The following is a 21,917-nucleotide window of genomic DNA, read 5'->3' as shown; positions in this document are numbered from 1 at the left end:
CTCGCGGAGCAGGCGGGCCTGGTCCTGGCCCGTGATCACAGAAGCTCGCACATTCGACTGCGGGCACGCCACCCCATCCTGTGACAACAGGCCGGCTGGGAGCGGGCGGTTTCGGGGAGCGAACGGCGCGGAACGGTACTCGGGTGCGGAGGAGCCGTGTTGCGGAGCAGGTCCGGGCCGCGCATAGTTGCGCTGCGGAAAGACGGCGAACCGGGGGTGGGATGGGCGATGGCCGGGCACGGGGCGGAGGAGCATCCACACGGTGCTGACCGACTGTGCGAGGCCGGGGATCGCGTGTATTCCCGGGCCGTACGGCGGGGCCGCGTGCCGCGCCGGGACGCGGAACCGGTGCCCTGCCTGCTGGAACTCGCCCTGCTGCACCCGGACCCGGACGACATGGACTGGCTGGTGCCGACCTCCCCGCAGGAGGTCATGACCCGGCTGCTGCGCGGGATGTACGACGAGGTCAGCGCGAGCCAGCGGCGGGTGGGTTCGGCGGTGGCGGCCTTCGAGTGGTACGCCGGGCTGGGCCGCCAGGTACAGCCGGCGCCGTCGGCCGCGGAGGGCCCGGCGATCCGGGTCCTGGACGGACTCGCCCGGATCCAGGCCGCGATGGACGAGGCGACCCAGGCGTGCACGACCGAGGTGCTCACGGTCCAGCCGGGCGGCATCCGCCGCGAGGCGGAGCTGTCCGAGGGGCTGCACCGGGCGCTGGCGCTGCGCGGCCGGGGCGTGCGGATGCGGGACCTGTACACGCATGTCGCCCGGCACGGGCAGGGGTTGCTGACCTACCTGGAGCTGATGGGCGACGCGGTGGAGGCGCGCACGCTGGACGAGGTGATCGACCGGCTGATCCTCTTCGACCGGACGGTGGCCTTCATCCCCGCCAACACCGACCGCACGATGGCGCTGGAGCTGCGGCATCCGGCGATCGTCGAGTACCTGGTCACGGTCTTCGAGCGGCTGTGGAGGCTGGCCATTCCGCTGACGGCCCCGCTCCCCGACACGGGCATCGAGGGCATTTCCCACCGGGAGCAGTCGATCGCGGCCCTGCTGGCGGAGGGGCACCAGGACGCGGTGATCGCGGAACGGCTGGGGATAAGCGTGCGGACGTGCCGGGCGCACATCGCGCGGCTGTCGGAGACGCTGGGGGCTGCCAGTCGTACGCAGCTGGGCGTGCGCATCGCCCAGGTGGGACTCGACGGACCCCCACGGGCCGCTGCCGTCCCGCCCCTCAGCGTTCCTGATCAAGGATCCCGGACGGCCCGCTGAGGCAGCCCCGTCGCGCTCACTCGGGCGCTTCCTCCCGCTCCAGGATCCCCGACTGCGCGATGAGATAGCCGAGTTGGGCCCGGCTGCCGCTGCCCAGGAGCGAGGCGAGCTTCGCGATGTGGGCCCGGCAGGTGCGTACGTTCATGCCGAGGCGGCGGGCGATGGCCTCGTCGACATGGCCCTCGACGAGGAGCTTGGCTATCGAGTACTGGATCTCCGTGATGCCGTCCTGCGCGATCTCGTAGGGAGTGGTCGCGCTCAGCGGAACGGCCCGGTTCCACATGAACTCGAACACCTTGATCAGGTACCGGATGATCCCCGGGTGCCGCAGCTCCAGCGCGACCTGCTGGTCGTCGCGGATGGGGATGAAGGCGACGGTCTCGTCGCAGATGATCAGACGCTCCACGAGCTCGTCGATCGTGCGGTACTCCGCCTTGCCGTCGGCGAGCCGGGCGGAGTAGGCCAGCTGCTCCGGGTTGTACCGGGCCGTGTGCTGGTACACCGTGCGTATCCGCACGCCGCGTTCTATCAGCGGCCTGTCGCGCTTCATCCCTTGCAGGAGGCTCCGCTCGGACAGGCGGTCGCTCGGCTGGAGCGTGAGCATCTCGTTCTGGCACTGGGACGTGGCCATGTTCAGCGCGGCGTTGATCCGCTCGCCGCCCTCCAGGACGGTGATGGAGTCGCTGGTCGTGGCCATCTGGGCGCCGAGGGCCATGAACGGCTGAAAGATCTCCGCGAGATCGATCGCCCGTCGCCTGCGGTCCGCAATCTCCTGTTCCAGGGGGTTGAGCTGCCGTGAGAGGGCCACTACGGGAGGAACCGGCCGAAGCCAGGTCGGGTCGTCGGGATCGGGGTGGAGCAGTGCCAGCTCGATCAGGCAGGGTGCGGGGTCGGCGTCCTCACGCGCCAGACGTCCGGCGCGCAGTGCGAGGGTGTAAAGACGGCCACCTTCCTCGCACAACTCCGTAATCGGATGGGGATGTGTCTTATTAGTCTGATTTGATCCCAAATCTCCACCCCCCAGGGTCCTGAACATGCAGGAACATGATGCATCGATTCTGTGGCCATGACGTGCCCGAATGAGCCATCGTCGTACTCGACGGGGGAAAAGGGGACCTTCAAGTGAGGACGAAGCCGACTATGTGCAGCAGAATGCTTCGCTCGGTGCTTGTCGCCGCCTTCTCCGTCGCCGCGACCCTGGGCGTGCTCGGGGGCTTCTCCGATGCGAAGGACGAGGTGCGGGCGAACAGTACCTGGCCTTCGGTGGCGGTGAACGCCGACGCCGGCAGCAGTGGAAACTCCGCGGGTTCCGGTGCTGACGAGGCCGGGAGCTGACCGTGACCACTCCACCCGACGACCGCTCCTTCCGCCGTGAAATGGCCACCGCCTACCGCTCCGGCTGGCACTTCATCGACCTGGTCACCGCCATCCCCCACAGCGGTGACTCGCTGATGGTGACCGTGTTCGGAGAGCCGGTCGTCGTCACGCGGGACGAGGACGGAGACGTACGGGCGTACCGGTGTCTGCGGCGGCCTCGGGGGGCGCCGCAGCCAGTGCGATGTGCCGTACGGTACGGAATGATCTTTGTGAACCTGGACCAACGGGACCACCAGCAGGTGGAGGCCGACTCCCCTGCCCCGAGGACCATCTCTGCCACCCCCCGCAGTGCCTGACGCGATTCCCCCGTCGTAACAGATCGCTCAGGTGCTTCCCCCCGCAGCGGCGTCACCGTGACCTGAACACGGTGACGCCGCTGCAGTTTGTGGGGACATTTCCGGGTATCCGCCCAGTTCCGCGGTGGCTGGAAGCAGTCGATCACCGGTGTGGATTTTCACTTCGTTCAACCACGCCCCATCGCTCGCGTCAGCGCTATCTCGATCACCACGCGCGACGGATTGGGCGACGGCGTCCTGCCGTAGCGCTCGGCGTAGCGCCGCTCCGCCTCCGCCACCCGGTCCGGTTCGGTGCGGACGCGGGCCCGGCCCTCCAGCGTCGCCCACCGGCGGCCCGCCACCTGGCAGACGGCGACCGCGGCCCCCTGCTCGCCGGCGGCCAGTACGTTCCGCACCTTCGCGCTCGCCTTGTCGGCGATCACCCGAGCCAGCCGGGCCGCGGGATCGTATGTGACCCCGACGGGTACTACGTGCGGGGTGCCGTCCGGGCGGGGAGTCGTCAGGGTGCACAGGTGCCGTTCCCGCCAGAAGCTGAGATACGGCGGGTCGGGAGCGCCCGGATCCATGGAGTACTTGGTCGCCATGCCCCGGGAACTTAGCCCCTGCGGCCCTCCCCGAACCGCCCTTGAGTGCACTAGACTCAACTTTGTGCAAGTCGTTCGGGTCAGTGCAAGGAGGAGAACGCGAACGTGGACGCCGAGCTGACCAACCGGAGCCGGGACGCGATCAACGCGGCCAGCAACCGGGCCGTGACCGAGGGGCACCCCGACCTCACCCCTGCCCACCTGCTCCTCGCGCTGCTCCAGGGGCAGGACAACGAGAACATCACCGACCTGCTCGCCGCGGTCGACGCCGACCAGGCGGCCGTACGCTCCGGCGCCGAGCGCGTGCTCGCCGGGCTGCCGAGCGTGACCGGGTCGACCGTGGCGCCGCCCCAGCCCAACCGCGAGATGCTCGCCGTCGTCGCCGACGCGCAGGCCCGCGCCAAGGAGCTCGGGGACGAGTACCTCTCCACGGAGCACCTCCTCATGGGCATCGCTGCGAAGGGCGGCGCGGCCGGTGAGGTGCTGTCCCAGCAGGGGGCGAGTGCGAAGAAGCTCCAGGAGGCCTTCCAGAAGGCCCGGGGCGCACGCCGGGTGACCACGGCCGACCCCGAGGGGCAGTACAAGGCCCTGGAGAAGTTCGGGACCGACTTCACCGCCGCCGCGCGGGAAGGCAAGCTCGACCCCGTCATCGGCCGGGACCAGGAGATCCGGCGCGTGGTGCAGGTGCTGTCCCGCCGTACCAAGAACAACCCCGTCCTCATCGGTGAGCCCGGTGTCGGCAAGACCGCCGTCGTGGAGGGGCTTGCTCAGCGGATCGTCAAGGGTGACGTCCCCGAGTCCCTCAGGGACAAGCGGCTGGTCGCCCTGGACCTCGGCGCGATGGTCGCCGGGGCGAAGTACCGCGGTGAGTTCGAGGAGCGGCTGAAGACCGTCCTGGCCGAGATCAAGGAATCCGACGGGCAGATCATCACCTTCATCGACGAGCTGCACACGGTCGTCGGGGCCGGCGCGGGCGGGGACTCCGCCATGGACGCCGGCAACATGCTCAAGCCCATGCTCGCCCGCGGCGAGCTGCGCATGGTCGGCGCCACCACCCTCGACGAGTACCGGGAGCGGATCGAGAAGGACGCCGCCCTGGAGCGCCGCTTCCAGCAGGTGCTGGTCGCCGAGCCGACCGTCGAGGACTCCATCGCGATCCTGCGCGGACTCAAGGGCCGCTACGAGGCCCACCACAAGGTGCAGATCGCGGACAGCGCGCTGGTCGCGGCCGCCGCCCTCTCCGACCGGTACATCACCTCGCGCTTCCTGCCCGACAAGGCCATCGACCTCGTCGACGAGGCGGCCTCCCGGCTGCGCATGGAGATCGACTCCTCGCCCGTCGAGATCGACGAGCTCCAGCGCGCCGTCGACCGGCTGAAGATGGAGGAGCTGGCGATCGGCAAGGAGACCGACGCCGCCTCCCGCGAGCGCCTGGAGAAGCTGCGCCGCGACCTCGCCGACAAGGAGGAGGAGCTGCGCGGCCTCACCGCCCGCTGGGAGAAGGAGAAGCAGTCCCTCAACCGCGTCGGCGAGCTGAAGGAACGCCTCGACGAACTGCGCGGCCAGGCCGAACGCGCCCAGCGCGACGGCGACTTCGACACCGCGTCGAAGCTGCTGTACGGCGAGATCCCCGCCCTGGAGAAGGAGCTGGAGGCCGCCTCCGAGGCCGAGGAGGAGGTCGTGACGGACACCATGGTCAAGGAGGAGGTCGGCGCCGACGACATCGCCGACGTCGTCGCCTCCTGGACCGGCATCCCCGCCGGTCGGCTGCTGGAGGGCGAGACGCAGAAGCTGCTGCGCATGGAGGACGAGATCGGCAAGCGCCTCATCGGGCAGGGCGAGGCCGTGCGGGCGGTGTCGGATGCCGTGCGGCGCAGCCGCGCCGGGATCTCCGACCCCGACCGGCCGACCGGGTCGTTCCTCTTCCTCGGCCCGACCGGCGTCGGCAAGACCGAACTGGCCAAGGCCCTCGCCGACTTCCTCTTCGACGACGAGCGGGCGATGGTCCGCATCGACATGTCGGAGTACAGCGAGAAGCACAGCGTGGCCCGGCTGGTCGGCGCCCCGCCCGGCTACGTCGGCTACGAGGAGGGCGGCCAGCTCACCGAGGCCGTCCGCCGCCGCCCCTACTCCGTCGTCCTGCTGGACGAGGTCGAGAAGGCCCACCCCGAGGTCTTCGACATCCTGCTCCAGGTGCTCGACGACGGGCGCCTCACGGACGGCCAGGGCCGTACGGTCGACTTCCGCAACACGATCCTGGTGCTGACATCGAACCTGGGCAGCCAGTTCCTGGTCGACCCGCTCACCAGCGAGGCGGAGAAGAAGGAACAGGTACTGGAGGTCGTCCGGACCTCCTTCAAGCCGGAGTTCCTCAACCGCCTGGACGACCTGGTCGTCTTCTCGGCGCTGACCAAGCCCGAGCTGGAGCGCATCGCGGAGCTCCAGATCGACCGCCTGGCCAAGCGGCTCGCCGAGCGGCGCCTCGCGCTGGACATCACGCCCGAGGCCCTGGCCTGGCTCGCGGAGGAGGGCATGGACCCGGCGTACGGCGCGCGACCGCTGCGACGCCTCGTCCAGTCGGCCATCGGCGACCGCCTCGCCAAGGAGATCCTGTCCGGGGAGATCAAGGACGGCGACACGGTCCGGGTGGACCGCTTCGAGGACGGGCTCCTGGTGGGACCGGCCACGGGCAAGACGCTGTAGGACGTCAGGTCGTGAACGCCGAGAAGCGCACCCGCGCCGTCTCGGCGTTCACGTGCTCCACCCTCACCTGGACCACATGCGCCTCGGCGGTGCCGGGGAGCCCGTCCTCGTGGGTCACATCCAGACACAGCGCCCCGCAGGAGCCGCCCGTGCGGACCTCGGGGGCGTCCGGGTAGGTCGCGCGCAGCCAGCCGCGCACGTCCTCGCGCGGCATCCGCAGCACCGCCGAGTACATGGTGTCGATGCCTCCCTGCACGGTGCAGTGGCCGGCGTCCGCGGTCGCCGGGCGCTGGGCGCCGCCGAAGGCCAGTGCCTCGGCGCAGGGCACCGTGGCCTTGCCTCCCGCGCGCGTGTCGTCCTCGTCGGTCAGGGCCCACATGAACATGCCGATGACGAGGAACCCGAGAACGAGCACCGGCACTGCCAGGAACGGCAGGATCAGCCCCCACCGGGTGTGCCCTCTGCCCGTCGCCGCCATGGCCACCGACCCCTCCGTCCGCCGTTCAGGAGGACGGTGTCCGGCAGTCGGCGGTTGCGGTTGACCGGATCGTGTCAGCCGAGGGCTGACAGGGTCCGTCGGGGCTTGCCACCCCCCTCCCCGCATGGGGGAGGATGGCGGAATCCGTACGAAGGGAAATTCACGGTGACCATCGACCCGTCCTCGATTCCGAACTTCGGGGGCCAGCCCGAGCCGCAGCCGCAAGGACCGGCGGGCCCCGTCGTCCCGGATCAGGACCTCGTGAAGCAGCTCCTCGACCAGATGGAGCTCAAGTACGTCGTCGACGACGAGGGAGACCTCGCGGCGCCGTGGGAGCAGTTCCGCACCTACTTCATGTTCCGTGGAGAGGGAGACCAGCAGGTCTTCTCCGTGCGGACGTTCTACGACCGGCCCCACGAGATCGAGGCCAAGCCGCAGATCCTGGAGTCCATCGACGACTGGAACCGCCGGACGCTGTGGCCCAAGGTCTACAGCCACACCCACGACGACGGCACGGTCCGCCTGATCGGCGAGGCCCAGATGCTGATCGGCATGGGCGTCAGCCTGGAGCACTTCGTCTCCTCGACGGTCAGCTGGGTGCGCGCCGCGATCGAGTTCGACAAGTGGCTCGTCGAGCAGCTCGGCCTGGAGCAGGAGATCAACGAGGCGGAGAAGCCCGAGGACGACGAGTAGGGCCCTGAGCGGGCCGCCCACGGCGCGTCGGCGCGTACGAGCAGGTACGTGCTGTACGCGCCGTTTGCCTTTTCGTGACGCGGCGCCCATGCCGTCCTGCCCACCGGGCGGCGAGGCGCCGACACACCGGGCACTTGTCCACGAGGCTCCGGTCGGCCGCTGACCTCCTGAAGGAACCGGGGAAAGACCTACGCCGTACGACGCGACCGCATCGAGCGCACTTGGCCGCCGTGACCGGTCCGGCGCACCATTCGGGCGGAGGGTGCCTGCGTACCGGTGGGCCTAGAACGCCGCCCCGAGTCGCTTCGCGGCCTCCTGGAGAACTTCCGTTCGCTTGCAGAACGCGAACCGTACGAACGGTGCGCCCTCCTCGCGGTGGTCGTAGAAGACCGCGTTGGGGATGGCGACGACGCCGGCGCGTTCCGGCAGGCCGCGGCAGAAGGCGAAGCCGTCCGTCTCGCCGAGGGGGCGGATGTCGGTGGTGACGAAGTACGTGCCCGACGGGCGGAAGACGCGGAAGCCGGCCTCCTCCAGGCCCGCCGACAGCAGGTCCCGCTTGGCCCGCATGTCGTCGCGGAACGCGGAGAAGTACGACTCGGGCAGCGCCAGCGCCTCGGCGACCGCGTACTGGAACGGGCCCGCCGAGACGTACGTCAGGTACTGCTTCGCCGAGCGGACCGCCGTGACCAGCTCCGGGGCCGCCGTCACCCAGCCGACCTTCCAGCCGGTGAACGAGTAGGTCTTGCCGGCCGAGCCGATCGTCACCGTGCGCTCGCGCATCCCCGGGAACGTCGCCAGCGGCACGTGCTCGGCGTCGTCGAAGACCAGGTGCTCGTACACCTCGTCCGTCACCACGAGCAGGTCCCGCTCCACCGCCAGCTCGGCGATCGCGGACAGCTCTGCCCGGGTGAGGACCGTGCCGGTCGGGTTGTGCGGGGTGTTGATCAGCAGCAGGCGGGTGCGGTCGGTGACGGCGTCGCGCAGCTCGTCGAGGTCGAGGCGGAAGCGGCCCGCGCCCTCGTCCGGGCGGAGGGTGACCGGCACCCGGCGCCCGCCCGCCATCGCGATGCACGCCGCGTACGAGTCGTAGTACGGCTCGAAGGCGATCACCTCGTCGCCGGGCTCCAGCAGGGCCAGCAGCGAGGCGGCGATCGCCTCCGTCGCCCCGGCGGTGACCAGGACCTCCGCGTCGGGGTCGAAGGACAGGCCGTAGCGGCGCTGCTGGTGGGCGGCGACGGCGGTGCGCAGCTCGGGGATGCCGGGGCCCGGCGGGTACTGGTTGCCGCGGCCGTCCCGCAGGGCCCGTACGGCCGCCTCCCTGACCTCCTCGGGGCCGTCGGTGTCCGGGAAGCCCTGCCCGAGGTTGATGGCGCCGGTGCTCAGCGCCAGGGCCGACATCTCGGCGAAGATCGTCGTCCCGAACTCGGCGAGCCGGCGGTTGAGGAGGGGGCGCGCGCTGGAGGTCATGCCGGTCATCCTGCGCCGAAGCTCTGGACTTCCTCAACTCTGCTTTGACTCGGATGAGGGCCGGGCATCACCGGTTCACGCAAGAGCGAGGCGCCCACGGGGGGCCGCTTCGGGGGAAACGGAAGGAGGGTGGCGCCATGGTTGTCGGCATCATCCTGGCGGTGATCGGAGTCGTCCTGGTCGGGGCGCTGGTGTCCAAGGCCCGCAGTGGTGGGTCCGGGCGGGCGGCGCGTCGCGGGGCGGGGGCGTCCACCGGCAGCGGCCGCCACGACAGCGGCGGCAGCTGGTGGGCCGGCGGGGGAGACTCCGGCTCGTCCGGCGGGCACTCCTGCGGCGGCGGGTCGTCCTGCGGAGGCGGCGGAGGCGGCGGGGGCGGATGCGGCGGCGGAGGCAGCTGACCGTCACCGGCCGGCCCTCATGACGGGGGAGCCGCAGCCATCGAGCGCGGGGTCCGCACCTGGGGGCGGGCCCCGCGTTCCCGTGCCGGGGCGGAGTTCTCGTCCGGCGGATCCGTCGAACGCCTGTCGGGTGACTCCCTGTGGATTCGGGCAACTTCTCATGCCTGTAGGACAACCGCGTCCACGGAGCGGCGTATTCGCGCGTGACTCCGGCAACTGCGCGCGGCGAACGGCCAGTTCGGGAGCCAGGCGGCAGGCCGGGCGCCCGTCCGTCCCGGCTCCGGGCGCGAGCCACGGCGCACCGGCGCACGCCTCCCCGGCACCGGCGCACGCCGTGGTTGAACAGTTGAGCTGTGGAGCCCCCTGAGGGATGGAAAGCCTACGAACTTGGGTAAAAACGCTGTGGCGACGCCACAGTTCATGATTCCCTCTAAATCACCAACGCAGCCTCTCGGACGTCCCGCGGACACCTTCCTGAAACCGGCCGACCGGTCTGACCCGGGCCGACATCCCCCGGTGCGACCGGGGCGCAGCGGACCCATCTCCCTCTCCTTGTGTGCTTGCGGAGCCGATCCATGCTCACGACCCTGAACACCTCCTACAGCGACACGCGCGCGGCCGATCTCGCCTGGGCCCTGGGGCGCGAGCCGCTTCCCGCACTGGCCACGCTCGACCTCGAACTGGCGGGCAGCAAACTGCAGTTGCGCCTCCTCGGCGCGTCCCACCAGGTCCTGCTGGAGGAGGAGCGGGGCATCTGCTCGGAGACGGTTGCGTGCATTCCGGGCAGCAGCACTCCGCTTCCGCTCGGCGTCGCCAAGCGCGTGGGCGACTGGGAGTACGAGTTCGCGGCCCGGGTCGAGGTCCTCTCACCCGGCTCCTTCGCGGGCCGCGCCCAGGAGTTGCTGGCCCTCGTCTCCGACCACCCGCACGGCCTCGCCGGCGTCTTCCCCGGCAGCCCGCACGCCTTCACGGCACTGCTGGCCCAGCACCACGAGGGGCAGGTGCACTGGCGGACCTGGCACGCGTACCCGCAGGACGGCCAGTTGGTCGCGACCCGGACGAGAGTGGGCGTCCGGGTGCCGGCGACGGCCACCGCCACCTGACCGCGGCCCGGCCGGCCGGAGTGCCGTCCGGCGAACCGGATCTCATACCGATATCGGGCCTCTGTAAACCAGCACCACACGTGTGGGTGACGATCCGCGGTCGAGGCGTGACGTAACGTCGCAGCGTGATCGAGCCGCACGCGCCCGCCCCGCCCGGTTCCCCGCCGCCCTGGAGCGCCCCGGGCGGCCCCGGCGGCCCGGCGCGACTGCCCGTCCGGCCGGGCACCGGACGGTTCCTGGTCCTCGCGGGCGTGTTCGTCTGCGCGGCCTGCGGACTCGTGTACGAACTCGAACTCGTCGCGCTCGCCTCGTACTTGATGGGCGACTCCGTCACCCAGGCCTCCGTCGTGCTGTCCGTCATGGTCTTCGCGATGGGCATCGGCTCCCTCGCCGCCAAGCGGCTGCGCCGGCTCGCCGCGGCCGGGTTCGGCGCCGTCGAGGCCACCCTCGCCCTCGTCGGCGGGTGCAGCGCGATGGCCCTGTACGCCGTCTTCGCCTGGACCGGCGACTGGGGCGGCATATGGGCCAGCGGCCCCCGCTGCCTGCTGGTCGCGTTCTCCCTCGCGACCGGGCTGCTCATCGGCGCCGAGATCCCGCTGCTGATGGAGCTGATCCAGCGCATCCGCCGCGAGGACGCGGGCGGCGCGGTGGCCGACCTGTTCGCCGCGGACTACGTCGGCGCCCTCGTCGGCGGCCTCGCCTTCCCCTTCCTCCTGCTGCCGTTCTTCGGCCAGCTGACCGGGGCGCTGCTCACCGGCGCCGTCAACGCGGTCGTCGGCGGCGCGCTGGTGCTCGGCCTGTTCCGCCGGGACCTCACCCGGCGCGCCCGCTGGCTGCTGCTGCTCGCCAACGCCGCCGTGCTCGCGGTCCTCGCCTCGGCCGCCGTCCTCGTCGACGACTTCGAGGACGCCGCCCGGCAGGCGGTGTACGGAGAGGACGTACGGGTGGCACTCCAGTCCGGCGTGCAGGAAGTGGTCCTCACCGGCGGCACGCCCGGCCGGCCCCTCGACCTGTTCCTCGACGGCCGGCTGCGGGTCAGCGGACGCGACGAACTGCGCTACCACGAGGCCCTCGTCCACCCCGCGATGAACGGACCGCACGCGCGCGTGCTGATCCTCGGCGGCGGTGACGGCCTCGCGGCCCGCGAGGTGCTGCGCCACCCCGGAGTGCACCGGGTCGACGTCGTCGAACTCGACGCGGAGGTGGTCCGGCTGGCCCGCACCGACCCGGCCCTGTCCGCGCTGAACCAGCACGCGTTCGGCGACCCGCGCGTGCGCGTGACCACCGGGGACGCCTTCGGCTGGCTGCGCTCGGCGCCCCCGGCGGCGTACGACGTGGTCGTCTCCGATCTGCCGGACCCGGGCATCACGGCCAGCACGAAGCTGTACTCGCAGGAGTTCTACGGCCTCGCGCGGCGCGTGCTGGCCCCCGGCGGCCGGATCGTGGTGCACGCCGGACCGGTCGCGTCCAGCCCCCGGGTGTACTGGACGGTGGAGGCGACACTGCGCGCGGCCGGCTTCCGCACCGCCCCGTACGGCACGGGCGGCCGGCACGCCGGTTTCGCCGTCGGCCCCGACCGCACCCCCGCCGACCGCTCCCACGCGCCCCGGGACTGGGGTTTCGTCCTGGCGGCCCGCACCCAGCCGCGGCCGCGGCTCGACCCGGACGGGCCGCGCCCCCGGGTCCTCACCGACGCGTCCCTCGCTGCGGGCGCGCGTGCGGCGCGGGGGACGCGGATCGCGGGGTTGCCCGCGTCGACGCTGGTGCATCCGCGGTAGAGCGGGTGGGTTGGGATGGGCGGTTGGGATCGGCGGTCGGGATCGGCGGGCCGGGAGCATACGCCTGGTGGGCGTGGATCGGGGGTGAATCCCTCGGGCGGGGGTGCGTTTCGGGCTCTGCTGGGTAGAGTCCGTCGACATGGAGCACGAGGTGTTCGTTCCGGTTCCGGCCGAGCGGCTCAGGGAGGTGCTGGACGACCCCGCGCGGGTCGCCCGGGCGGTTCCCGGGCTCCAGCAGGACGCCGGTGCCGAGCCCGTCGCCGGGCGGCTGAAGATCCGGGTCGGGAGCCACTCCGTCACCTACCGGGGAGCCGTACGGCTGTCCCGGCGGGACGACGGGGCGTACGCCGTCGAGGGCGAGGCGGAGGAGTCGCGCGGCAGCGGCTCGGTCACGCTCGCGGTGCGGATCGCCCTGCGGGAGGCGGAGGACGGCTGCACGGTGGTCTTCGACGGGACGGCTTCGGCGGACGGGCGGATCACGGACCTCCCGCCGGACGCCGTCGAGGGCGCCGTCACCCGGCTGCTGAACCGTTTCGCGGAGCACCTGGCCGCGGCGGCCCCGGAGACGACCACGCCCCTCGCCACGCAGGACTTCGAACCCCGCGCCACGACGGACTACGAGACGACCCCGGACGCGGACGACCCGTCCCCGCCGCCTCCGCCTCCGCCTCCGGCGAGACCAGAGGGCGAGTCCGGGGGTTCCGGGGCGGCGGAGCAGGAAACTCCGGGTTCCGGGCCGGCCCCCGCGCGCGGCGGCGACGCTTCCGGTGCCGGGCTCACCGAGGAGCCGCCGGCGCGAGGGTCCGCCGACGAGGCCGCCACCGGCTTCGGCGCCGTCGAACCCCCGGGAGCCTCGGGAGCCTCGGGGGAGGACGAGGAGGACGCCGAGGGTGTCGCCGAGGCGGCGCACGCGCGGCGGACGATGATCGGGCGCAGTGCCGAGGAGGTGGACCACGCCCCGCCGCGCGGCCGGTACGCCCCCGTGCCCGCCCCCCAGACCGTGTCAACGCCCGCCCCGCTGCGCTGGGCGGCCCCCGCCGCGGCCCTGGCCGTGGCGTCGGCCATCGTGGCGGTCCGGGCCCTGCGCAGACGCCGCTGAAGCACGCCGCGCCGCCGCGGAAGCAGCCGCAACGCCTGAGGCCCTCTTGATCACCCCAGTAGGGTCGTCCCGTGAGTGACGAAGAGATCACGCTGACCGCGGGCGACGCGGAGGCGACCGTGCGGCCGGGCAACGGCGGCCGGGTCGGAGGACTGCGCGTCGGCGGCGTGGAGCTGCTGCGGCAGGGGGAGCGGTTCGGCTGCTTCCCGATGGTGCCGTGGTGCGGGCGGATCCGGGACGGCCGGTTCCTGGACGGCGCCGCCGTACGGCAGATGCCCCTCAACGCCCCGCCGCACGCCATCCACGGCACCGCCCGCGACGGCGCCTGGCGCACCGCCCGCACCGGCACGGCCGAGGCCGTCATCACCTACGAGCTCGTCGACCCCTGGCCGTACCCCGGCCGCGTCACCCAGGCCGTCGCCCTCACCGAGGACGCGCTGACGCTGACCATGTCCGTGGAGACGTACGAGTCGTCCTTCCCGGCGCAGATCGGCTGGCACCCCTGGTTCAACCGGAACCTCGGCGGCGAGGACGTCCGCATCGACTTCGCCCCCGCCTGGCAGGAGGAGCGCGGCGACGACCACCTGCCCACCGGCAACCGCATCGACCCCGAGCCCGGCCCCTGGGACGACTGCTTCGGGATGCCCGGCGGCGTCGACGTGACCCTCACCTGGCCGGGACAGCTGGAGCTGAAGGTGACCAGCCGGGAGGAGTGGGTGGTCGTCTACGACGAGCAGGAGGCCGCCGTCTGTGTGGAGCCGCAGACCGGTCCGCCCAACGGGCTGAACACCCTGCCGCGCCTGGTCACGCCCCTGGAGCCGCTGGAGGCCACCACGACCTGGAGCTGGCGCCGCCTCTAAGCTGGGCGCCATGACGGAAGTACGTGGCGCGCTGCTGCAGCAGATCAAGGACAAGGCCGTGGTGCACGGCAAGGTGACCCTGTCGTCGGGTCTGGAGGCCGACTACTACGTCGACCTGCGCCGCGTCACCCTCGACGGCGAGGCCGCGCCGCTGGTCGGGCAGGTGCTGCTCGACCTGACCGCCGACCTCGACTTCGACGCGGTGGGCGGGCTCACCATGGGCGCCGACCCGGTCGCCGCCGCCATGCTGCACGCCGCCGCCGCGCGCGGGCGGCGCCTGGACGCCTTCGTCGTACGGAAGGCCGCGAAGGCGCACGGCCTGCAGCGGCGCGTCGAGGGCCCGGACATCGCGGGCCGCCGCGTGCTGGTCGTCGAGGACACCTCCACCACCGGCGGCTCCCCGCTGACCGCCGTCGAGGCCGTGCGCGAGGCCGGGGCCGAGGTCGTCGCCGTCGCGACGATCGTCGACCGGGCGACCGGTGCCGCCGAGAAGATCCAGGAGGGCGCCGGGGTGCCGTACCTCTTCGCCTTCTCGAAGGACGAGCTGGGCCTCGACTGACCAGGGCGTGGACGGTGGCCTGGACCTTCCGGCCAAGTCTGGAAAGATGGGGCCGACGATGACGTCGCACCCAAGGTCTAGGTCAGGGCCGTAAGAGACGCAGTACGCCAACCCGCAGATACAAGGAGCGGACGCATGCCCATCGCAACTCCCGAGGTCTACAACGAGATGCTGGACCGGGCGAAGGCAGGAAAGTTCGCCTACCCGGCCATCAACGTGACCTCCACCCAGACCCTGCACGCGGCCCTGCGCGGTTTCGCTGAGGCGGAGAGCGACGGCATCGTCCAGATCTCCACGGGTGGCGCCGAGTTCCTGGGCGGCCAGTACAGCAAGGACATGGTGACCGGCGCGGTCGCCCTGGCCGAGTTCGCGCACATCGTCGCCGAGAAGTACCCGGTGAACATCGCGCTGCACACGGACCACTGCCCGAAGGACAAGCTCGACGGGTACGTACGTCCGCTGCTGGCGCTCTCCAAGAAGCGCGTCGAGGCCGGTCTGTCCCCGCTGTTCCAGTCGCACATGTGGGACGGCTCCGCCGAAACCCTCGCCGACAACCTCTCCATCGCGCAGGAGCTGCTGGAGCAGGCCCGCGCCGCGAAGATCATCCTCGAGGTGGAGATCACCCCGACCGGTGGCGAGGAGGACGGTGTCTCCCACGAGATCAATGACTCCCTCTACACCACGGTCGACGACGCGATCCGCACCGCCGAGGCCCTGGGCCTGGGCGAGAAGGGCCGCTACCTGCTCGCCGCGTCCTTCGGCAACGTGCACGGCGTGTACAAGCCGGGCAACGTCGTCCTGCGTCCGGAGCTGCTGAAGGAGCTGAACGAGGGCGTCGCCGCCCAGTTCGGCAAGGCCTCCCCGTTCGACTTCGTCTTCCACGGCGGCTCCGGCTCCACGGAGGAGGAGATCCGCACCGCGCTGGAGAACGGCGTCGTGAAGATGAACATCGACACGGACACGCAGTACGCCTTCACGCGCCCGGTCGCGGACCACATGTTCCGCAACTACGACGGTGTCCTGAAGGTCGACGGCGAGGTCGGCAACAAGAAGACCTACGACCCGCGCACCTGGGGCAAGCTGGCCGAGGCCTCCATGGCCGCGCGCGTCGTCGAGGCCTGCGGTCACCTGCGCTCGACCGGCACCAAGATCAAGTAAGTCCCGGTCGCTCGCGTCGAGCCCGGCACCTTCTGAGGTGCCGGGCTCTTCCGTATGCTCCGAGCATGCCCGATGTCCGGCTGGCGTCACCGCAGGGCCGATGGATCCTGCTCACCACCGTCCTCGGCTCCGGCATGGCGCTGCTGGACTCGACCGTCGTCAACGTCGCCCTGCCGCGCATCGGCCGCGACCTGGACGCGGACCTGGCCGCCCTGCAGTGGACGGTCAACGCGTACATGGTCACGCTGGCCGGGCTGATCCTGCTGGGCGGGGCGCTGGGGGACCGGTTCGGGCGGCGGAAGGTGTTCGTCGTCGGTGTGGTGTGGTTCGCGGTGGCGTCCCTGCTGTGCGGCATCGCGCCGAGCGCGGAGGTGCTGATCGCCGCGCGCGCTCTCCAGGGGGTGGGCGGTGCGCTGCTGACCCCGGGGTCGCTGGCGCTGATCCAGGCGTCCTTCCACCCTGACGACCGGGGGCGGGCGGTGGGCCTGTGGTCCGGGTTCGGCGGGATCGGGGCGGCGGTCGGGCCGTTCGTCGGGGGCTGGCTGGTGGACGGGCCGGGCTGGCGGTGGGTATTCCTGCTGAACGTGCCGCTGGCGCTGCTGTGCGTGCCGGTCGCTCTGCGGCATGTTCCGGAGTCGGGGGACGAGCGGGTCCACGGGCGGTTCGACGTGCTCGGGGCGGTGCTGGGGGCGGTGGCGCTCGCGCTGGTGACGTATGCGCTGATCGAGGCCGGTGCGGGTGGTGTCGTGCCGGCGGTCTCGGCGGTGGCCGGGGTGGCCGCGGCCGTGGCGTTCGTGGTCGTCGAGCGGCGGCGGGCCGATCCGATGATGCCGCCGGACATCTTCGCGTCGCGGCAGTTCACCGCGGTCAATCTGGTCACGCTGTGCGTGTACGCGGCGCTGGGCGGGTTCTTCTTCCTCGCCGCGCTGCAGTTGCAGGTGGTGGTGGGTTACTCGGCTCTCGCGGCCGGTACGGCACTGCTGCCGACGACCGTGCTCATGCTGCTGCTGTCGGCGCGGTCGGGGGAGCTGGCCGACCGGATCGGGCCGAGGGTGCCGCTGACGGTGGGGCCGCTGCTGTGCGCGGCCGGGATGCTGCTGATGCTGCGGGTCGGGCCGGGGGCGTCGTACCCGGCCGATGTGCTGCCGGCGCTGGTGGTGCTCGGGCTGGGGCTGGTGACGCTGGTGGCGCCGCTGACGGCGACCGTGCTGGGGTCCGTGGACGTGGCCCGGGCGGGGCTGGCCAGTGGGATCAACAACGCGGCGGCCCGGGCGGCGGGGCTGGTGGCGGTGGCGGCGTTGCCGTTGCTGGCGGGGATGGGGGAGGAGGCGTATCGGGAGCCGGGTGCTTTCGACGCGGCGTTCGGGCGGGCGATGGGGTGGGGTGCGGGGGTGCTCGTCGTGGGGGCGGTGGTCGCCGTCGCGGTGGTACGGAGGCCGCCGCCGGGGTGCAAGCGGCCGGAGTGTCTGAGGCATGGGGGTGTGACGGCGCCGCCGTTGGAGGGGGAGCCGGTGCGGAAGCGGTTGCAGTAGGGCGGGTGGGTTTCGGCGGGGCTGGTTGCCCTGGTGCTCGGCGTTGCTGCCGGGGCCGGGTGGGTTCGCAGCCCGGCGGTGCGGGGTGCCGCTTCTGTGGGACGGGCGCCGCCCCTGCGCACGATTGCCCGCAGCTGAGCGGAACCGGCGGTCCGCAGCTGAGCGGCGTGGCGCCGCCGCGCCAGATTGCCCGTAGCTGAGCGGAGTCGGCGGTTCGCCGCTGGGCGGAGTCAGTGGCTCGCAGCTGAGCGGTATGGCGTCGCCGCCCCTGCGCACGATTGCCCGCAGAGCGGAACCGGCGGTCCGCAGCTGAGCGGCATGGTGCCGCCGCCCCAGCGGCATGATTGCCCCGCAGCTGAGCGGCCGGCGTGCCCGCAGCTGAGCGGAACCAGTGCCCCGCAGCCTCGCGGCATGGTGCCGCCGCCCCAGCGGCATGATTGCCCGCAGCTGAGCGGCTGGCGTGCCCACAGCCAGGTGGCTGGCGTGCCCGCAGCCACGTGCCCGGCGTGCCCGCAGCTGAGCGCGTGGCCGCGGCCGACGGGGCGGGGGGCCGCGCCGGGGGCGATGGACCGCGGCTCATGCCGGAGGCAGGTGGCAGTACCGCTGCACACGGCCCGTCGGCATGGCGCAGACTTGGGGCATGTCCATTCACGAGAACCTCCTCGGGGGCCCGCCCCCGACCCACCTCCCCGATGACCCCGGGCCACGGGAAATGCTCGCGTCGGGTGCCGCGCCCGCCGAGGTCGCCGCCGCGCATCCGACCTCCTCGCTCGCCTGGGCTCAGCTCGCCGACGAGGCGTTCGAGCGGGGCGCGGCCGTGGAGTCGTACGCGTACGCCCGTACGGGCTACCACCGCGGCCTGGACGCGCTGCGCCGCAGCGGCTGGAAGGGCCACGGCCCCGTGCCGTGGGAGCACGAGCCGAACCGTGGCTTCCTGCGTGCCCTGCACGCCCTCGCCCGCGCCGCGCAGGCGATCGGCGAGCAGGAGGAGTACGAGCGCTGCTCCCAGTTCCTGAAGGACTCCTCGTCGACGGCGGCGCAGGTCCTGGGCTGACGGCGGCCCCTGGTGCGCGAGGCCCGGCCGTCCCGAGCGGGCGGGCCTTGCGGTTTCGGGGGACGATTGCGGAGTATGCCGGTGGGGACCGGGGCCCCCGTGCCGGCATCGGCAGGGGCGGACCGCTACCCGGAGTTATACGCAGGAGACAGCGATGTCCCACGAGGCTCATGAGCCCGAGACCCCGCATCTCGACTTCGCCGGCACGACGCCGTACGAGGACTACGTCAAGGCGGACGTGCTCACCCACCTCCAGCACACCCTCTCCGACGACCCCGGAGAGATGGTCTTCCTGGTGACGACCCAGGTGATGGAGCTGTGGTTCACCGTGATCGTCCACGAGTGGGAGACGGCCGCCCGCGCGCTGCGGGGTGACGACGTACCCACCGCCACCGCCGCACTGAAGAGGTCCGTGCGCGAGCTGGAGGCGCTGAACGCCTCCTGGCGGCCGCTGGCCCAGCTCACGCCGGCCCAGTTCAACTCGTACCGCAGCGCCCTCGGCGAGGGCTCCGGCTTCCAGTCGGCGATGTACCGGCGGCTGGAGTTCCTGCTCGGCGAGAAGTCCGCGTCCATGCTCGTCCCGCACCGGGGCGCGCCGCGCGTGCACGCCGAGCTGGAGAAGGCGCTGCACGAGCCGAGCCTGTACGACGAGGTCGTGCGGCTGCTCGCCCGGCGCGGCTACGACATCCCGCAGGCCGTGCTGCGGCGCGACGTGTCGCAGCGCTACGAGCCGTCGCCGGAGGTGGAGGCGGCCTGGGCGGCCGTCTACTCCGGGGACGAGAGCGACGAACTCTCCCGCCTCGGCGAGGCGTTGAGCGATGTCGCCGAGCTGGTGTGGCGCTGGCGCAACGACCATCTCGTCGCCACCCGCCGCGCGATGGGCGCCAAGACCGGCACGGGCGGTTCCGCCGGGGTGGCCTGGCTGGAGAAGCGCGCGCAGAAGAACGTGTTCCCCGAGCTGTGGACGGCGCGGTCCTATGTCTGAGTTGGCGGCGCGGGCCGAGAAACTGGACGCCACCGATGAACTGGGCGGTAAGCGGGGCGAGTTCGTCCTCGACGACGTCGTCTATCTGGACGGCAATTCGCTGGGCGCGCTGCCGGCCGTCGTGCCGGGGCGGGTCGAGGACGTCGTACGCCGCCAGTGGGGCGAGCTGCGCATCCGGTCCTGGGAGGAGAGCGACTGGTGGACGGCGCCCGAGCGGATCGGCGACCGGATCGCCCCGCTGGTCGGGGCGGCGCCCGGGCAGGTCGTGGTGGGTGACTCGACAAGTGTCAACGTCTTCAAGGCACTTGTGGGGGCGGTGCGGCTGGCGCGGCTGACCGACCCCGCCCGTGACGAGATCGTCGTGGACGCGACGACCTTCCCGACCGACGGGTACATCGCGGAGTCCGCGGCGCGGCTGACCGGCTGCACGCTGCGGCCCGTGGCACCGGCGGACGTCCCGGCCGTGCTGGGCGACCGTACCGCCGCCGTCCTCCTCAACCACGTCGACTACCGCACCGGCCGGCTGCACGACCTGCCGGGACTGACGGCCGCGGTGCACGCGGCCGGGGCGTACGCCGTCTGGGACCTGTGCCACAGCGCGGGCGCGCTGCCGGTCGGACTGGACGAGCACGGGGTGGATCTCGCGGTCGGCTGCACCTACAAGTACCTGAACGGCGGGCCGGGTTCACCGGCGTACCTGTATGTGCGCCGGGAGCTTCAGGACCGGTTCGACTCGCCGCTGCCCGGCTGGAACTCGCACGCCGAGCCGTTCGGGATGCGGACCGACTACGAACCGGCCTCCGGTGCCCCGCGCGGCCGGGTCGGGACGCCCGACATCCTCTCCATGCTCGCCCTGGAAGCGGCCCTTGACGTGTGGGACGGGGTGTCGGTGGAGGCCGTGCGGGCCAAGTCCCTCGCGCTGACGGACTTCTTCCTGGAGTGCGTCGCGGAGTACGTGCCCGCGGGGCGGGTCGCGTGCCTGACGCCGGTGGCGCACGAGGAGCGGGGCAGCCAGATCGCGCTGCGCTGCGACGACGCCGGTGACGTGATGAAACGGCTGATCGAGCAGGGCGTGGTCGGCGACTTCCGGGCACCGGACGTGCTGCGCTTCGGCTTCACGCCGCTGTACGTCGGGTTCGCCGATGTGGAGCGGGCGGCCCGGGTGCTGGCCCGGACGCTGGCGTGAGCGGCGGCGGGGCCGGGAAACCGCGGTCGCGGACCCGGCCCCGTCGCACGGAAACGACGGCAAACGACGGCACCGTTCGGTCTTCACCGAGCGTGACATCCCCGTGTCCGCGCATGTCACGCGCCTGATACCGTCCCGGCCAACGGCTGAACTCTCAACTGGTCCGCCGCGTACGTTTCATCGCTGAGAGGTTGGAGCATGACGGACGACGTCGCAGCAGCACGGGCCGCCGCCGAGGAGAAGTCGGTCTTCTCCCACGCGCCCGTCGACCCCGACGCCACCGCGGCCTACGGCGACCACCCCGACCAGGTGATCGACTTCTTCGCCCCGCGCGCGCAGGCCGGTCCGGGCGGGCCCGCCCCGGTCGTCGTCGTGCTGCACGGCGGTGCCTGGCGGGCGCCGTACGACCGGCGTCACCTCAGCCCCTTCGCGGACTTCCTCGCCCGCCGCGGGTTCGCCGTGGCCAGTGCCGAGTACCGGCGCGGCGGTGGCGACGACTCCCTCGCGGGCCGCTGGCCCGACACCTTCGACGACGTCGCCGCCGCGCTGGACGCCCTCCCTGCGCTGGTCCGCGAGCTGCTGCCGCAGGCCGACCCGCGCCGCACGGTCCTCACCGGCCACTCGGCGGGCGGGCACCTCGCCCTGTGGGGCGCGGCCCGGCACGTCCTGCCGGCGGACTCGCCCTGGCGCGCCGACAGCCCGGCGGCACTGCGCGGCGTGGTCGCCCTCGCCCCGATCGCGGACCTCGCGGTCGCCGACAAGCTGGACGTGTGCGGTGGTGCCGTACGGCAACTCCTGGGCGATGACGAGCACTTCGCCGAGCGGCAGCCGTACGCCGACCCGGCGCTGCTGCTGCCCACCGGCATCGCCACCACCCTCGTCCAGGGCCGCACGGACCTCGACGTGCCGCAGGCGGTCGCCGAGTCGTACGCGGAGGCGGCGGCGAAGGCGGGGGAGGTGGTGGGGGTGACGCTGCTGGAGGACGTGGGGCACTTCCCGCTCGTCGACCCGGCGGCGGACGCGTGCGCGGTGGTGGCGGAGGAGATCGCCCAGCTGGCCTGGTGAACGGCCGTGGCGACGACGCCGTGGTGGCTGTCCCGGTGATCGCCGTAGGGGTTGTCCCGCTGTCGCCCTGGTGGCTGTCCCGGTGACCGCCGTAGGGGCTGTCCCGCTGTCGCCCCGGTGGCCGTCCCGGTGACCGCCGTAGGGGCTGTCCCGCTGTCGCCCCGGTGGCCGTCCCGGTGACCGCCGTAGGGGCCGTCCCGCTGTCGCCCCGGTGGCTGTCCCCGGTCATACCCGTAGTACCTGAGAGCCAGTCCCGAGGTGAGCTCCGCG

General features: G+C 72.3%; 21 protein-coding genes. 17 read left to right on the top strand and 4 right to left on the bottom strand.

Annotated features, from left to right (window positions below; all coding sequences use genetic code 11):
- Positions 1-228 precede the first annotated feature (228 nt).
- Complete coding sequence (locus IE255_RS24110) at positions 229-1,272, top strand: helix-turn-helix transcriptional regulator (protein WP_190052458.1); 1,044 nt, start codon at positions 229-231, stop codon at positions 1,270-1,272.
- A 16-nt stretch (positions 1,273-1,288) separates the two neighbouring features.
- Here the strand turns inward: IE255_RS24110 and IE255_RS24105 are convergent, their stop codons facing one another.
- Positions 1,289-2,308, bottom strand: a complete 1,020-nt coding sequence (locus IE255_RS24105) for a helix-turn-helix domain-containing protein (protein ID WP_190052457.1) — start codon at positions 2,306-2,308, stop codon at positions 1,289-1,291.
- Positions 2,309-2,436: 128 nt separating this feature from the next.
- On the opposite strand from IE255_RS24105, the gene IE255_RS24100 reads away from it, so the two are divergent.
- The gene (locus IE255_RS24100) at positions 2,437-2,607 is read left to right on the top strand and encodes a hypothetical protein (protein ID WP_190052456.1); all 171 of its coding nucleotides are present in this window, start codon (positions 2,437-2,439) and stop codon (positions 2,605-2,607) included.
- A 2-nt stretch (positions 2,608-2,609) separates the two neighbouring features.
- A complete protein-coding gene (locus IE255_RS24095; protein WP_037765134.1) occupies positions 2,610-2,945 on the top strand; it encodes a Rieske (2Fe-2S) protein in 336 nt (111 codons plus the stop codon).
- A gap of 167 nt (positions 2,946-3,112) precedes the next feature.
- Here the strand turns inward: IE255_RS24095 and IE255_RS24090 are convergent, their stop codons facing one another.
- On the bottom strand, positions 3,113-3,529 hold the full coding sequence (locus IE255_RS24090) for a pyridoxamine 5'-phosphate oxidase family protein (protein ID WP_190052455.1): 417 nt from the start codon (positions 3,527-3,529) through the stop codon (positions 3,113-3,115).
- A gap of 105 nt (positions 3,530-3,634) precedes the next feature.
- On the opposite strand from IE255_RS24090, the gene clpB reads away from it, so the two are divergent.
- Complete coding sequence (clpB, locus tag IE255_RS24085) at positions 3,635-6,232, top strand: ATP-dependent chaperone ClpB (protein WP_190052454.1); 2,598 nt, start codon at positions 3,635-3,637, stop codon at positions 6,230-6,232.
- Between the two features lie 4 nt (positions 6,233-6,236).
- Here the strand turns inward: clpB and IE255_RS24080 are convergent, their stop codons facing one another.
- The gene (locus IE255_RS24080; RefSeq protein ID WP_190052453.1) at positions 6,237-6,710 is read right to left on the bottom strand and encodes a hypothetical protein; all 474 of its coding nucleotides are present in this window, start codon (positions 6,708-6,710) and stop codon (positions 6,237-6,239) included.
- A gap of 165 nt (positions 6,711-6,875) precedes the next feature.
- Here IE255_RS24080 and IE255_RS24075 point away from each other — a divergent pair, with 165 nt between their 5' ends.
- Positions 6,876-7,403, top strand: a complete 528-nt coding sequence (locus IE255_RS24075; RefSeq protein ID WP_037765125.1) for a YbjN domain-containing protein — start codon at positions 6,876-6,878, stop codon at positions 7,401-7,403.
- Between the two features lie 282 nt (positions 7,404-7,685).
- Here the strand turns inward: IE255_RS24075 and IE255_RS24070 are convergent, their stop codons facing one another.
- Positions 7,686-8,879 carry a pyridoxal phosphate-dependent aminotransferase gene (locus IE255_RS24070; RefSeq protein ID WP_190052452.1) on the bottom strand — a complete coding sequence of 398 codons (1,194 nt, stop codon included), beginning with the start codon at positions 8,877-8,879 and terminating at the stop codon, positions 7,686-7,688.
- A 128-nt stretch (positions 8,880-9,007) separates the two neighbouring features.
- On the opposite strand from IE255_RS24070, the gene IE255_RS24065 reads away from it, so the two are divergent.
- The 12 genes from IE255_RS24065 (at position 9,008) to IE255_RS24010 (ending at position 21,647) form a co-directional block, all read left to right on the top strand.
- On the top strand, positions 9,008-9,268 hold the full coding sequence (locus IE255_RS24065) for a hypothetical protein (RefSeq protein WP_190052451.1): 261 nt from the start codon (positions 9,008-9,010) through the stop codon (positions 9,266-9,268).
- Between the two features lie 575 nt (positions 9,269-9,843).
- Positions 9,844-10,371: a DUF2617 family protein gene (locus IE255_RS24060; RefSeq protein WP_190052450.1), complete on the top strand. Its 528-nt coding sequence runs from the start codon at positions 9,844-9,846 to the stop codon at positions 10,369-10,371.
- A 125-nt stretch (positions 10,372-10,496) separates the two neighbouring features.
- Positions 10,497-12,149 carry a polyamine aminopropyltransferase gene (locus IE255_RS24055; RefSeq protein ID WP_190052449.1) on the top strand — a complete coding sequence of 551 codons (1,653 nt, stop codon included), beginning with the start codon at positions 10,497-10,499 and terminating at the stop codon, positions 12,147-12,149.
- Between the two features lie 139 nt (positions 12,150-12,288).
- Positions 12,289-13,248, top strand: coding sequence for an SRPBCC domain-containing protein (locus IE255_RS24050; RefSeq protein WP_190052448.1), 960 nt, complete (start codon positions 12,289-12,291; stop codon positions 13,246-13,248).
- A 71-nt stretch (positions 13,249-13,319) separates the two neighbouring features.
- The gene (locus tag IE255_RS24045; RefSeq protein WP_190052447.1) at positions 13,320-14,108 is read left to right on the top strand and encodes an aldose epimerase family protein; all 789 of its coding nucleotides are present in this window, start codon (positions 13,320-13,322) and stop codon (positions 14,106-14,108) included.
- Positions 14,109-14,118: 10 nt separating this feature from the next.
- A complete protein-coding gene (gene pyrE, locus IE255_RS24040; protein ID WP_190052446.1) occupies positions 14,119-14,667 on the top strand; it encodes an orotate phosphoribosyltransferase in 549 nt (182 codons plus the stop codon).
- A gap of 135 nt (positions 14,668-14,802) precedes the next feature.
- Positions 14,803-15,825 carry a class II fructose-bisphosphate aldolase gene (gene fbaA / locus IE255_RS24035; protein WP_190052445.1) on the top strand — a complete coding sequence of 341 codons (1,023 nt, stop codon included), beginning with the start codon at positions 14,803-14,805 and terminating at the stop codon, positions 15,823-15,825.
- 65 nt (positions 15,826-15,890) lie between these two features.
- Positions 15,891-17,357, top strand: a complete 1,467-nt coding sequence (locus IE255_RS24030) for an MFS transporter (protein ID WP_190052444.1) — start codon at positions 15,891-15,893, stop codon at positions 17,355-17,357.
- A 640-nt stretch (positions 17,358-17,997) separates the two neighbouring features.
- Complete coding sequence (locus IE255_RS24025; protein WP_190052443.1) at positions 17,998-18,411, top strand: DUF3151 domain-containing protein; 414 nt, start codon at positions 17,998-18,000, stop codon at positions 18,409-18,411.
- 154 nt (positions 18,412-18,565) lie between these two features.
- Positions 18,566-19,396 carry a tryptophan 2,3-dioxygenase family protein gene (locus IE255_RS24020; protein WP_190052442.1) on the top strand — a complete coding sequence of 277 codons (831 nt, stop codon included), beginning with the start codon at positions 18,566-18,568 and terminating at the stop codon, positions 19,394-19,396.
- The gene (gene kynU / locus IE255_RS24015) at positions 19,389-20,582 is read left to right on the top strand and encodes a kynureninase (RefSeq protein WP_190052441.1); all 1,194 of its coding nucleotides are present in this window, start codon (positions 19,389-19,391) and stop codon (positions 20,580-20,582) included. The genes IE255_RS24020 and kynU overlap by 8 nt, the downstream gene beginning before the upstream one ends.
- Positions 20,583-20,780: 198 nt before the next feature.
- Entirely contained in the window at positions 20,781-21,647 is an 867-nt protein-coding gene (locus IE255_RS24010; protein ID WP_190052440.1) for an alpha/beta hydrolase family protein, read from the top strand.
- The last annotated feature ends 270 nt before the right edge of the window (positions 21,648-21,917 follow it).

The organism is Streptomyces lomondensis (assembly GCF_014651035.1).
Lineage (GTDB): Bacteria > Actinomycetota > Actinomycetes > Streptomycetales > Streptomycetaceae > Streptomyces > Streptomyces lomondensis.
This window is presented reverse-complemented; position numbering and strand designations above follow the sequence as displayed.